At 73.1% G+C, this 13,001-nt stretch carries 12 protein-coding genes; 5 read left to right on the top strand and 7 right to left on the bottom strand.

Translation table 11 applies throughout. From position 1 onward, the window contains the following. Window positions 1-31: 31 nt before the first annotated feature. Window positions 32-838, bottom strand: a complete 807-nt coding sequence (locus tag AC060L_RS15620) for an NAD(P)-dependent oxidoreductase (RefSeq protein WP_483799333.1) — start codon at window positions 836-838, stop codon at window positions 32-34. A gap of 57 nt (window positions 839-895) precedes the next feature. Here AC060L_RS15620 and AC060L_RS15615 point away from each other — a divergent pair, with 57 nt between their 5' ends. Further along, on the top strand, window positions 896-1,783 hold the full coding sequence (locus AC060L_RS15615; RefSeq protein ID WP_483799332.1) for a LysR family transcriptional regulator: 888 nt from the start codon (window positions 896-898) through the stop codon (window positions 1,781-1,783). A gap of 260 nt (window positions 1,784-2,043) precedes the next feature. Beyond that, a complete protein-coding gene (locus AC060L_RS15610) occupies window positions 2,044-3,783 on the top strand; it encodes an Ig domain-containing protein (protein ID WP_483799331.1) in 1,740 nt (579 codons plus the stop codon). 80 nt (window positions 3,784-3,863) lie between these two features. Here AC060L_RS15610 and AC060L_RS15605 read toward each other — a convergent pair whose 3' ends face one another. The 4 genes from AC060L_RS15605 to AC060L_RS15590 all read right to left on the bottom strand — a co-directional run bounded on the left by AC060L_RS15605 (window position 3,864) and on the right by AC060L_RS15590 (window position 7,146). After that, window positions 3,864-4,427, bottom strand: coding sequence for a GNAT family N-acetyltransferase (locus tag AC060L_RS15605; RefSeq protein WP_483799330.1), 564 nt, complete (start codon window positions 4,425-4,427; stop codon window positions 3,864-3,866). A 51-nt stretch (window positions 4,428-4,478) separates the two neighbouring features. Then, the gene (locus AC060L_RS15600; protein ID WP_483799344.1) at window positions 4,479-5,270 is read right to left on the bottom strand and encodes a thioesterase family protein; all 792 of its coding nucleotides are present in this window, start codon (window positions 5,268-5,270) and stop codon (window positions 4,479-4,481) included. A gap of 96 nt (window positions 5,271-5,366) precedes the next feature. Further along, complete coding sequence (locus AC060L_RS15595) at window positions 5,367-6,296, bottom strand: DUF4232 domain-containing protein (RefSeq protein WP_483799329.1); 930 nt, start codon at window positions 6,294-6,296, stop codon at window positions 5,367-5,369. Between the two features lie 16 nt (window positions 6,297-6,312). Continuing rightward, entirely contained in the window at window positions 6,313-7,146 is an 834-nt protein-coding gene (locus tag AC060L_RS15590) for a serine hydrolase domain-containing protein (RefSeq protein WP_483799328.1), read from the bottom strand. A gap of 143 nt (window positions 7,147-7,289) precedes the next feature. Here AC060L_RS15590 and AC060L_RS15585 point away from each other — a divergent pair, with 143 nt between their 5' ends. Further along, a complete protein-coding gene (locus AC060L_RS15585; protein WP_483799327.1) occupies window positions 7,290-7,772 on the top strand; it encodes a MerR family transcriptional regulator in 483 nt (160 codons plus the stop codon). Beyond that, window positions 7,769-8,788, top strand: a complete 1,020-nt coding sequence (locus AC060L_RS15580; protein ID WP_483799326.1) for an aldo/keto reductase — start codon at window positions 7,769-7,771, stop codon at window positions 8,786-8,788. The genes AC060L_RS15585 and AC060L_RS15580 overlap by 4 nt, the downstream gene beginning before the upstream one ends. 90 nt (window positions 8,789-8,878) lie before the next feature. Here AC060L_RS15580 and AC060L_RS15575 read toward each other — a convergent pair whose 3' ends face one another. Next, window positions 8,879-10,090, bottom strand: a complete 1,212-nt coding sequence (locus tag AC060L_RS15575; RefSeq protein WP_483799325.1) for an alpha/beta hydrolase — start codon at window positions 10,088-10,090, stop codon at window positions 8,879-8,881. A gap of 287 nt (window positions 10,091-10,377) precedes the next feature. Further along, complete coding sequence (locus AC060L_RS15570) at window positions 10,378-11,115, bottom strand: TetR/AcrR family transcriptional regulator (RefSeq protein WP_483799324.1); 738 nt, start codon at window positions 11,113-11,115, stop codon at window positions 10,378-10,380. A gap of 213 nt (window positions 11,116-11,328) precedes the next feature. On the opposite strand from AC060L_RS15570, the gene AC060L_RS15565 reads away from it, so the two are divergent. Next, window positions 11,329-12,918 (top strand): MFS transporter, encoded by a 1,590-nt coding sequence (locus AC060L_RS15565; RefSeq protein ID WP_483799343.1) that lies wholly within the window; start codon window positions 11,329-11,331, stop codon window positions 12,916-12,918. Window positions 12,919-13,001 lie beyond the last annotated feature (83 nt).

Here is a 13,001-nt window from a genome sequence, read left to right as displayed (position 1 = left end):
CACGGCCCTCAACGCATTTGGCCCCGGGCCATCAACTCTGCTCGGCGCGCAGGTACTTGACGATCTGTCCGAGATCCTCGCCGGCGCCCTCGGGGAAGGCCGTCAGTCGCTGGTGCACTGTCCGCGACAGTGGCAGATCGGCGGCGGCCGTCGCCAGCGCCACATCCTTCGCCGCCAGCGCCATCGGGTAGTACGCCCCCTCCGCGAAGGCGCGGCCCGCCACCCCCGCGAGCGGGCTGTGCGCCAGTGCCCCGGTCACCAGCTCCTCGGGCAGGCCGAAGGAATCGGCGAGCGTCATCGCCTCGCCGATCGCCGTGACGCCCGCGATCAGCGCGTTGATCAGCACCACCTTGAGCGCCGCCCCGGTCCCCGTCGCGCCGCATCGCGTCACCGTGCCGAACACCGCCAGCACGTCCTCGACCCGGCCGGGGTCCCCGCCGACCAGCAGTGACAGCTCGCCCGAGGCCGCTCGGTCCACGCTGCCCATCACGGGTGAGTCGACCAGCGTCACGCCTGCGGGGAGCAGTGCCGCGATCTCATCGATGGCCTGCGGACCGATCGAGGACGCCTCGATCAGCGTCGTGCCGGGCCGCAGCGCGGGAGCGAAGGCGCCGACCACCTCCCGTGCGGCCGTCGGGTCGGCGAGCATCGTGATGACGACCTCGGCCTCCCGGACCGCCTCGGCGGGCGTGGCCGCCACCGTGGCCCCGGCCGTCGCGAGCCGCTCCGCCCGTGCGGCCGTCCGGTTCCACACCGTCAGCGGGTAGCCCGCCGTGAGCAGGCGCGCGGCCATCGGCGCGCCCATGGATCCCAATCCGAGAAACGCGATCTTCTTCATGGCTCCACGGTAGGCCCGGCCAAGCCATGCCACCAGCGAATGTCTAGCATGGATGGCATGCCCGCCTCGCATGACTTCTCGACCTCGCTGCTCCGCGTCTTCGCCGAGGTCGCCACGCTCGGCTCGTTCACCGCGGCGGGCCGGACGCTGGGCTACACGCAGTCGGCGGTCTCGCGACAGGTCTGCGCGCTGGAGGCCGAGGCGGGGACCGTGCTCTTCGACCGCCTCCCGCGCGGCGTCCGCCTCACCGAGCCCGGCCGGCGGCTGCTCGGCCACGCCCAGGCCGTCCTCGAACGCCTCGACGCCGCTCGCCGCGACCTCACCGACCTGCGCGAGCTGGCCACCGGCCGGCTCCGCATCGGCACCTTCGCCACCGCGGCCGCCGCGCTCGTGCCCAGGGCCGTCGCGGCCTTCCGCGCCGCCCACCCGTCGATCGCCGTCACGCTCGAAGAAGGCCTCACGCCGCAGCTCGTCGCCCAGCTGACAGCGGGCGCGGCCGACGTCGCCGTCATCAGCACGACGTACGAGCAGCCGCTGCTCGGCGTCGAACTGCGGCTGCTCCGCACCGATTTCATGATGGTCGCCGTCCCGTCCGGGCATCGGCTCGCCGGCCGGCGCCAGGTCACCCTCGCGGACCTCGCCGAGGAGGAGTGGATCACCGGAAGCTCCCGCCCGGAGGACACCCTGATCAGCTCCTGCCTGCGCACCGGCTTCCGCCCCCGGATCGGCTTCGTCGCCCGCGACTGGATGGCCAAGCAGGGGTGCGTCGCCGCCGGACTCGGGATCACGCTCGTCCCCTCGCTCGCCGCCGACGCGATCCGGCCCGACATCACCCTCGTCGCCCTGCACCCCGACGACATCCCCGTGCGCCAGGTCTACGCCGCCACGCCGCACGGGCTGACGCCGTCGCCGGCCACTCGCGCGTTCCTCGACCTGCTGTCATAAAAGCGTACGAATAGCAGCGCTGGGAGCGCGGGCGGGCCTGAGTGACCGTCAAAAGCCAAAAGTGGCCAGCCTTTCAGGATATCGGCTGGTTGCAGATGTGGCACTGGTCGTTGTCAGCTGTTCATCAATGCTTGGTTTCCATGACACCAGTGGCCGGGACAGTTCTTGACGTGACCGCAGCCATCGCACGGCAGGTTACGCGCGTAGGTCACTCGAAGTGATTTCCCGTCTGTTCCTCTCCCACGCAAGGAGCTTGACGCATGTCCACGCTCAGTAGAGGTGCCCGCCCCCTCGTCGCGGCCGTCGCCGCCGCCCTGCTGGCCGCGGTGGCCGGCACCGGTGCCGCTCTGCCCGCGCACGCCGCGGCGGCCACCCCCGCCGCCCCCGCGGCGACCGGTGCCAAGCACCGGGTGCTGTTCGACGCCAGCAAGGCCGAGACGGCCGGCAACGCCGACTGGATCATCAGCAACAGCGAGCCCGACCCGCTGGCGCAGAACCCCAACCCGCAGGTGGAGTCCGACTGGACCGGGGCCATCTCGGCCTGGGGCGTCGGTCTGCAGAAGACCGGCAACTACAGCCTCAAGACGCTGCCAGCCGGCTCGACCATCACCTACGGCACCGGCGGCGCGCTGGACCTCGCCAACTTCGACGAGTTCGTGCTGCCGGAGCCCAACATCCGGCTCAGCGACGCCGAGAAGACCGCGATCATGACGTTCGTCCAGAACGGCGGCGGCCTCTTCCTGGTCTCCGACCACAACGGCAGCGACCGCAACAACGACGGCTGGGACTCGCCGCACATCATCAACGACCTGCTGACCACCAACTCGGTGGACAGCAAGGACCCGTTCGGGTTCTCGGTCGACCTGCTGAACATCCAGACCGACAACCCGCGGGCGATCAGCGACAGCACCGACCCGGTGCTGAACGGCCCGTTCGGCACGGTCACCGGCTCGATCATCCGCAACGGCACCACCTTCACCCTGAACCCGGCCGACAACCCCTCGGTCAAGGGCATCGTCTACCGCACCGGCTACAGCGGGAACACCGGCGCCTTCTTCGTCACCAGCAGCTTCGGCAAGGGCAAGGTGGCGGTCTGGGGCGACAGTTCGGCGATCGACGACGGCACCGGCGAGCCCGGCAAGACCGTCTACGACGGCTGGGACGACCCGGCCGGCACCGACGCCGCGCTCGCGCTGAACGCGACCCAGTGGCTGGCCGGCTCCGGCAGCACCGGTGGCGGCGGCAGCACCGGCAGCGTCAGCGTCACCAACCCCGGCACCCAGAGCACCGTGGCCGGCTCGGCCGCCGCCCTGCAGCTCGCGGCCGCCGACACGGCGGGCGGCACGCTCGGCTGGTCGGCCACCGGCCTGCCGGCCGGCCTGTCGCTGAACGCCTCGACCGGTCGGATCACCGGCATCCCGACCGCCGCGGGCAGCTCCACCGTGACGGTGACCGCCACCGACTCCACCGGCCCCGCCGCCTCCGCGACCTTCACCTGGACCGTGACCCAGGCCGGTGGCGGCAGCGGCTGCACCGCCGCCCAGCTGCTGGCCAACCCCGGCTTCGAGACCGGCTCGGCCGACGGCTGGACCGAGACCAACTCCGGCGGCGTGAGCACGATCAGCAACAGCTCCAGCGAGCCGCCGCACTCGGGCAGCTACGACGCCTGGCTGGACGGCACCGGCAGCGCCAACACCGACACCCTGGCCCAGACGATCACCCTGCCGACCGGCTGCTCCAGCTACGCCTTCAGCTTCTGGCTGCACGTGGACACCGCCGAGACCAGCACCACCTCGGCCTACGACAAGCTGACCGTGACGGCCAACGGCACCACCCTGGCGAGCTACTCCAACCTCGACCACGCCTCGGGCTACCAGCAGCACAGCTTCGACCTCTCGGCGTACGCCGGGCAGACCGTGACGCTGAAGTTCAGCGGCACCGAGGACTACACCAAGCAGACCTCCTTCGTGCTGGACGACACCGCGGTCGCCGTCTCCTGACGGCCTTACCGCACGTCAGCCGGCTGGGTGCCCGCACACGGGTGCCCAGCCGGCTACACCCCCCACCTACACCGCCCCACCTACACCACCACCTGCGGCCCCACCTCCCGGCCGAGCCGCCAGACCAGCTCCTCGCCGGTCTCGGCCGGGGCGAGTGCCTCCGCGGGGCGGCGGGAGTGCTCGGTGAAGCCGAGCCGGGCCGGGACGGCGCCGCTGGCGTGGTTCGCCGGGTCGTGGACGATCTCGACGTACTCCACCCCGGGCAGCCGGAAGGCATGCTCCACCAGCGCGCGGGCGGCCCGGGTGGCCACGCCGCGGCCGGTGGCGGCGGGGTGCAGCCAGTAGCCGATCTCCCGGCCGTCCTCCGGTGTGTCGCCGCGCCGGAAGAGTCCGCAGGCGCCGACGATCGCCCCGTCCAGCACGATCGCGTACGTGAACTCCTCACCGCTCGCCCAGCGTTGCGCGCGACCGGCCAGGAACTCGGTGGTCTTGGCCAGGCTGTGCTCGGCCACCCACGGCATCCACGGCCGCAGGTGCTCCAGCGACTCTTCGATGACCCGGAAGAACTCCACCAGGTCCGCCTCGCCGTCGAAGCGGCGCAGCGTGAGGTCGTCGAGTGCGATCACCGGCTGGGGGAGTTCCATCCGAGCAGCATCGTGCGCACCCGCTCCACCAAACAACCGATTTTCACCTCCTCACCGCTCGGCGACGAGCAGTGTCTGCATCACCCGCCCGCAGTCCCCGGCGGTGTCGTCCAGCCGGCCGACGGCGAGGCCCGAGCCCTCCGGACCGGCGGCCGTGGCGGCGGTCAGGCAGAGCCACTCGCCGACCGGGTCGCGGTGCAGGGCCAGCGTGACATCGGTGTTGATGACGAGCCGGTTGACGTGGTCGAGCTCGAAGGCGACCGCCCAGTTGCTGTCGGCGAGCGTGAGCGCGCGGATCAGCGGCGTGTCCGGCTCGCCGGCGACCAGCGGGATCCGCTGCCGCGCCCACGCCGCCCCGGGCCCGGGCACGTCGAACCCGTTTCCCGGCGGGAACCGCCACTCCATCGCCGCCACATACCCGCCGAGGTGCGCCCCGGCCATCCCGGCCGCCGCCTGCGCCTCGGGCAGCGGCACCGCCGCCGCCTCCGGCCGCAGCACAGGAGTGTCCTGCGGGCTCGCGACGAGCCGCCAGGCCCGCGCCAGCATGACCGGCTCGCCACCGGCACTCAGCTCGCCCTCCAGCAACTCCGCCCGCCCACCGGCTCGCACCGTCCGCACGCTCACCCGGAGATCCCCGACCGGCACCGGCCGCGGGATCTCCACCGTGACCCGCGCGATCCGCATCCCCGCCCGCGCCCCGTGCCGCTCCAGCGCACGGCCCAGCAACGCGGACGGCGGCCCGGCATGCTGCGCCTTCGGACTCCACGGCCCGGCCGTGGCAACGGTGCTCTCGTACCGCCCCTCGCCCAGCTCCCGATAGAAAGCCTCGGGCAACCCCGCCACCTCCGGCGCCATCCGCCGACTCCCCTCGTCCGTGCCGCGACCGCTCCGCCCGAGTATGTCCCGCGACCACCCGCCCTGGTGTGGGAAGTGGCCGTTCTACGACGCGGACCGGTCCTTCTGCCAAGCACTGACGCCGAGCTTGCCGGTGGTGCCGAGGTCGAGTTCGGGTGTCACGGTCACGACCGGTGCCCCGGGCTTCGCGGTCACTCGGACGTAGGGGGCGTTCACCGGATCGCCGGAGCCGGTGGTGTTGCGCCAGGCCAGGGTGGCGGAGGCGGACTCGCCCGGTTGCAGCCTCACGGGCTGGGGCGGGACGTCCGGGGTGATCCCCGTGGAGATTCCATCGGTGCCGTGCAGGATCTGGATGCCGGTCACCTGCTCGCGGCTCTCGTCGAGGAGCTGGAGAGCGGGGTACCCGTTGATCTCGTAGGTGCCACTCCCACAGTTGGTCAGGTGGAGTCCGACGGCGCGCAGACCCATGGCGGCGTCGGTGTCGCCGGCCGTGAGGCGGATCCCGGACGGCGGGCACGGACCCGTTGTGGCGGGTGCCTCGGCGGTGGGAACGGCGAGCACCTTGGCGATCCGCACGCGCGAACCGGTGCCGGGCTGCGCCTGGCCGGCGTCGACGGTGCGCTGGACGGTCTGCCCGGGGCCCACAGCGTCGACGGTCTGCTGGATGCTGTCCATGACCTGCCCGGAGCCGTTCAGCCGCTCGAAGGTGACGGTGTAGGTGAACGGCTCGGTCTCGGGGTTGGTGACCTCGAAGCCGACGGACGAAGCCGGGGCGGACTGGCAGCCCCGGCCGGTGATGGTCACGTTGTCGCGCTTGCGTTCGGTGGGATCGCCGGCCGGTGCGGCCGGTGCGCAGCTCGGCGAACCGGCGGCACCGGACGCGGCCGAGGAGCCGGAGCCGGAGCCGGAGCTGGTGCCGCCGCTCTGCGCTCCGCAGCCGGCCAGCAGCACGGTGCTCGCGAGGACGCCGCTCGCCAGCGCGGTGGACAGGGAGCGAGAAGTGGCGGGACGCATCCGCTTTCCCCCGGCCCTAGCCGCGCAGCTCCGCCAGTACCGCGTCCGTGAAGGGCGGCCAGGCGTCGGCGGCCCAGGGGCCGAAGTCGCGGTCGGCGAGGGCGACGCAGGCGGTGCCGGCGGCGGGGTCGACCCAGAGGAAGGTGCCGGACTGGCCGAAGTGGCCGAAGGTTTCGGGGGAGCTGGTGGCGCCGGTCCAGTGGGGGGACTTCGTGCCGCGGATCTCGAAGCCGAGGCCCCAGTCGTTGGGGCGCTGGTAGCCGTAGCCGGGGAGGACGCCGGTCAGGCCGGGGAAGGAGACCTCGCGGGTGGTGGCGGTGACCGTGGAGGGGTCGAGCAGGCGCGGGGCCTGGAGTTCGGCGGCGAAGGCGGCGAGGTCCTCGGCGGTCGAGATGCCGCCGGCGCCGGCGGGGGAGCGGTGGGTGGTGTCGATCTCGGTGCGCGTCATGCCGAGCGGCTGGAAGACCGCCTCGGCGGCGTACTGGGCGAACGGGATGCCGGCGGCCTTGGCGAGCGCCTCGGCGAGCACCTCGAAACCCGCGTTGGAGTAGAGCCGGCGGGTGCCGGGCGCGGCCATCGCGCGCGGTTCGTCGAAGGCCAGGCCGGAGGTGTGGGCGAGCAGGTGACGGACCGTGGAGCCGTCGGGGCCGGCCGGGTCGTCCAGTTCGAAGACGCCCTCCTCGACGGCGACCAGCGCCGTGTACGCGGTCAGCGGCTTGGTCACCGACGCGAGCGCGAAGCGCTGCTGCTGCGGGCCGTGCGCGCCCAGCCGGGCGCCGTCCGTGCCTCGTACCACCACCGCGGCCGCCGTCGGAACCGGCCACTCCTCGATCATCCGCAAGCTCTGCATACCGCGAACTGTAATGCGGCGCGAATGCCGCCCGGCTGGTGGGACGCGTGGCAGGCTTGCTTGGAGTGCACTCCAACTCAGTAGCGTCAGCATCACGTCGCCACCGAACCACGTCGCCACCGACCAAACCGGGGGGAACCGTCATGATCGCCGCCGAAGCCGCTGCGGTGGCTGCCCACGCAGCCGCCCCGACCGTCGCACGCGACCTGCGGGACTGCAGCGCCGCCTACCACCACCCGCGCGCGGTGCCCGACGGCACGCCCCGGCACAGCATCAGCGAGGTCTCCGAGGCCACCGGCCTGACCGCGCACACGCTGCGCTGGTACGAGCGGATCGGCCTGCTCGACCCGGTCGACCGCTCGCACGCCGGCCGCCGGCTCTACAGCGACGGCGACCTGACCCGGCTCGCGTTCCTGGGCCGGTTGCGACTGACCGGCATGCCGATCGCGGACATGCTCAGCTACGTCGAGCTGGCCCGGGCCGGCATGGGCACCGTCGGCCAGCGGCGCGAGCTGCTGATCGCGCACCGCGAGGAGGTCCGGCAGAAGATCGCCGACCTGCACGCGACGCTCGCGGTCCTCGACTACAAGATCGACCTCTACTCAGGGAAGAAGCAGAACGCATGAGTGAGACGAGCACCCTTCCGACCGTGCGGCTCGGCGCCGACGGCCCGCTGGTCGGGGCCCAGGGCCTCGGCTGCATGGGCATGAGCGAGTTCTACGGCCCGACCGACACCGCCGAGTCGCTGGCCACCCTGGACGCCGCGCTGGCGGCGGGCGTCACGCTGTTCGACACCGCCGATGTCTACGGCTCCGGCCACAACGAGGAGCTGATCGGCCCGTTCGTCCGGGCCAACCGCGACCGGGTGGTGATCGCGACGAAGTTCGCCATCGAGCGCCGGGCGGACGACCCGGCCTACCGCGGCATCCGCAACGACCCGGCCTACGTGCGCACCGCCGTGGACGCCTCGCTGCGCCGGCTCGGCATCGACGTGATCGACCTGTACTACATGCACCGCCGCGACCCGGCCGTGCCGCTGGCCGAGTCGGTCGGCGCGATGGCCGAGCTGGTGCAGGCCGGCAAGGTGCGCCACCTGGGCCTGTCCGAGGTGACCGGCGCCGAGCTGCGCGAGGCGCACGCGGTGCACCCGATCGCCGCGCTGCAGTCCGAGTGGTCGCTCTTCTCGCGGGACGTGGAGATCAGCGCGGTCGGCGCGGCCGCCGAGCTCGGCGTCGCGATGGTGCCGTACTCGCCGCTCGGCCGCGGGTTCCTGACCGGCTCGTTCACCACCGCGACCGACCTGGCGCAGGACGACTTCCGGCGCAGCCAGCCGCGCTACAGCGGCGACAACGCGGCCGCCAACGCCGCGCTGATCGCGCCGCTGCACAAGATCGCGGCCGCGCGCGGCGTGACCGCGGCCCAGGTCGCGCTCGCCTGGGTGCACCAGCGGGCCGAGGTGCACGGCGTCACCGTGGTGCCGATCCCCGGCACCCGCAAGCGCAGCCGGCTCGCGGAGAACACCGCGGCCGCCACGCTGCGGCTGTCGGCCGAGGAGCTCGCCGAGCTGGAGCCGATCGCCGGCCAGGTGGCGGGGGACCGCTACCCGGACATGACGTTCACGTCGCTGTCGCGCGAGGGGTAGCGGGTGCGGCGCGCGTAGCGGGAGTAGCGGGTGTGGCAGGCGTAGCCCGGCCGCGCGTGACGCAGCCGGGCCGGGGCGAGTGCCGGGCCGTCAGTTGGTGCCGCTGTCGCGGTAGCTGACGGACTGGTAGTCGCCGAGCGCGATCGCCGCGAAGTTGTGCAGGCTGGCCGTCTCGGGCGCGAAGTACCCGACGTGGCCGGCGGCGCCCGCCGAGGAGATCTCCTCGGCGCCGAAGTCCGCGCTGGTCGGGTCCGCGCCGTGGCCCAGGCCGCCGACCTCCAGGTACGGCACGTTGCCGATCCAGTCGCTCGGGTTGCGGGTGGCCCAGACGTGGACGCCGGTGCCCAGGTCGGCCGCGCTCTGCACGCCCATGCCCGGGCTGCCGAGCACCACCATGTCGGTCGTCTCGCCGCGCAGCTGCGGGGCGACGCTGCCGCAGACCACCGTGCCGTAGGAGTGGCAGATCAGCGCCGGCGGCGCGAGCGGCGAACTGGTCTGCTTCAGGCCGGCCAGCAGCCGCACCAGGCGCGGCGCGCCGGCGTCGGCCAGCCGGGAGGTGACCGCGTCCGGCCCCAGGCCCACGGGCGTGACGTAGCCGGTCCAGGCGACGATCGCGGTCCGGGTGCCCGGGGACTGCCGGCCCTCCTCGGCGAGCAGCGCGCGGGCCATCCCGGCGGGGGAGCGCAGCGGGTCCACCGAGCGGTCGAAGTGACCGAGGTCGGTGTCCGAGCCGGGCACGATCACCGAGACGCGCTGGGCGCTCGCCAGGTCGCCGAAGACCTCGCTGACCAGGCCGCGGCCGCGCGGGTCGAAGGAGAGGATCTGCCGGCCGGGGGCCAGCAGCGCCTGGCAGTCGTTGGCGCGCGAGACGGCGAGCGCGTGCGTGGTGGCGTCGAGCGACTTGTCGGCGGCCTGGGCCCTGGCGTGCGCGACCTCGTCGGCGAGCGCGAGCGCGTTGGCGCGGTAGCGCAGCTGCAGCGGGGCGCCGTCCAGGTTGCCGACCACCAGCGGGTACGCGCGGACCAGCCGGTCCTGGTCGGCCGGGCCGAGCGAGGCGAAGAACGCGGCGACGGCGGCGGGCTCGGCGGTCGCCGGGTCGGGCAGCGCGCGGCCGAGCGAGTCGTCGTGCACCCAGGCCTCGCTGCCGGCCGGCGGCGTGGTGATCGCGACCTGCTCGTTCGAGGCGGCCGCCTGGGCGGCGGCCGCGCCGGCGTCGGCGAGCACCGCGCAGGTCGCGAAGGCGCCTATCAGCAACCGCTTGAGTCGCCGGCGCCGGATCGCGTCTAGCCGCCTGCGCTGCATCGCATCAACTCCCGGTCGTATACGGCTACCCGTCGTTCAGTCGGCCAGCGTATGTGCTCCGGACGGCGGATCGAGAATCACCAAACTGTGGGTTGAATCACAGTAGGGGGCGCGCGGTGGTGTTCGGGCGCGACGGCCCCAGGTGGCCCTTGGCAACACAGGGTGCGGCGGTCACCCGTACGTGTTCGTCCGCAGTCGGACGGTGTCGGCTCCGGGGTATCGTTGGGCTGACGACCCGTCAGGCGCGCGAGGCGTTCGCCCGGCGCGGGGGCGTCCCGCGTGCGCGGTCAGCGCCAGTCGCCCGCCAGGGCCGGGCCGAGCTGGTCGAAGTGCCGCTCGATGATGGCGATCATGCCCTCCGGTCCGTCGTCCCCGAGTTCGGGGTGCTCGGCGGATTCGGCACTCCAGGCCAGGTGCGAGGTGCGGATCACCGCGCCGAAGACGGCGGCGAGCAGTCGCGGGCGCAGGTCGACGGCCGGGTCCAGCCCCTCCCGCGCGGCCAGGATCCGGGCCACCCGGACCTCCTGCTCGGTGGACCGGCGCAGGTGGGCGGCGAGCAGCGTCGGGGTGCCCTCGATCAGCTGGACGATCTCCAGCGCGGCTGTGACGCTGCGGCTGCCCGCCTCCGGCTCGACGCTCAGGTCGCGCCAGGCCTCACCGATCGCGGCCCGCATCGCGGCCAGCGGGTTCTCCTGGGCCGGCCGGGCGATCAGCCGCTCGATGAAGTACTCCTCGGCGTCCGCCAGGACGGCCAGCGCGGCCTCCTCCTTGTTGGCGAAGTACCGGAAGAACGTGCGCTGCGAGACGTCCACCTCGGCGGCGATCTCGTCCACCGTCGTGCTGGCGTACCCCTGGCGCAGGAAGAGCCGGTGCGCGGCGTCCACCAGGGCGTCCCGGGTGCGCTGCTTCTTGCGCTCGCGCAGGCCGAGCACCCGGCAGCCGGAGCCGGTGGAGGCCGACAGGCCTGCCGGGGCGGTCGGGACCGCCGACGTGACGGATGCCGCAGATGCCGGAGATGTCGCCATGCCGACAACGATAGCCGTTCTGCCAGATGTCAGAAGGCGTCAGTAGTCAGTGTTTGTCTCTTGTCAGCAGCTGACATAATCTCGTAGACGGTGGCGCCCGAGCGGCCGCCGAGCTCGTGGGGACGGGCGCGGCCCGGGCGTCACCCCGGACCCGCGCCCGTACGCGCTGCCCACCTGCGGAAGGTCACGACCATGAGCCAGTCCGAGCTGCGGATCGCGAAGGCGGACCAGCCGCCGCCACGCGGCGCCGCCGCCCCAACCCGGCGCTCGCTCCAGGGCCACCCCTGGCTGACCCTGCTCACGGTCGCCGTCGGCGTGATGATGGTCGCGCTCGACGGCACCGTCGTCGCGATCGCCAACCCGGTGATCCAGGCGGACCTGCACGCCTCGCCCGCCGACATCCAGTGGGTCACCAGCGGCTACCTGCTCGCGCTCGCGGTCTTCCTGATCACCGCCGGCAAGATCGGCGACCGGTTCGGCCACAAGGCCACCTTCCTGGTCGGCGCGGCCGGCTTCGCCGCCACCTCGGCCGCGATCGGCTTCTCCGGCAGCATCCGCACGGTGATCGCCTTCCGGGTGCTCCAGGGCCTCTTCGGCGCGCTGCTCCAGCCCGCCGCGCTCGGCCTGCTGCGCGGCGCGTTCCCGACCGAGAAGCTGAACATGGCGATCGGCATCTGGGCCGGCGTGATCGGCGCCTCGACGGCCGCCGGGCCGATCGTCGGCGGGCTGCTGGTCGAGCACGTCAGCTGGGAGTCGGTGTTCTTCATCAACATCCCGGTCGGCCTGCTCGCGGTCGGGCTGGGCCTGTGGATCCTGCGCGACGTGAAGGTGCCGAACGCGGCGAAGTCCTTTGACGTGCCCGGCATCGTGCTGCTCTCGGCGGCGATGTTCATGCTGGTCTTCGGCATCATCAAGGCGCCCAGCTGGGGCTGGGGCGACGCCTCGACGCTGCTCTTCCTCGGCGGCGCGGCGCTCGCGATGCTCGCCTTCGCGGTCTGGCAGACCCGGGCGAAGGAGCCGCTGATCCCGCTCAGCCTGTTCCGCTCGGTGCCGCTCTCGGCCGGCGCGCTGCTGATGATCCTGATGGCCTTCGCGTTCTTCGGCGCGATCTTCTTCGTCACCTTCTACCTGCAGAACGTGCACGGCATGACGCCGGTCCAGGCCGGCGTCCACCTGCTGCCGATGACCGGCATGATGATCGTCGGCGCACCGGCGGCCGGCGCGGCGATCGGCAAGGTCGGCCCGCGGATCCCGATCGTGGTCGGCATGCTGCTCACCACGGTGGCGATGTACGGGATGTCCACCCTCACCACCGGCTCGGGCACCGCCGAGATGTCGCTCTGGTTCGTGCTGCTGGGCCTGGGCATCTCGCCGGTCATGGTGGGCGCGACCGACGTGATCGTCGGCAACGCGCCGCTCGCGCTCTCCGGCGTGGCGGGCGGTCTCCAGCAGGCCGCGATGCAGGTCGGCGGCAGCCTGGGCACCGCGGTGCTCGGCGCGCTGATGGCCTCCCGGGTCAGCTCGGCGCTGCCGGGCAACTGGGCCAAGGCCGGCCTGCCGTTCCCGACCGGCGCCCAGGCGGCCGGCCTCAAGCAGGCCGCCCAGCTCGGCATCGCCCCGCCGGCCGCCCCCGGCACCCCCGAACCCGCGGTGCACGCGATGGCGCAGGCCGTGCACACCTCGTTCGTCAGCGGCATGTCGCTCGCCTTCGGCACCGCCGCCGTCGTCGCCCTCGCGGCCGCCGCGCTCGGCCTGCTCACCCGACGCGGCAGTACCGACGCCGGCCCGGCGGTCCACATCTGACCCGCAGGCGCCACAACCGACCGCGGGGGGGGGCCCCTGCGGGGCAAGGGGAGGGGGGGGGGGGGGGGTTTGTGTGTGTTGTT

Source organism: Kitasatospora sp. NEAU-69 (assembly GCF_057158765.1).
This window is presented reverse-complemented; position numbering and strand designations above follow the sequence as displayed.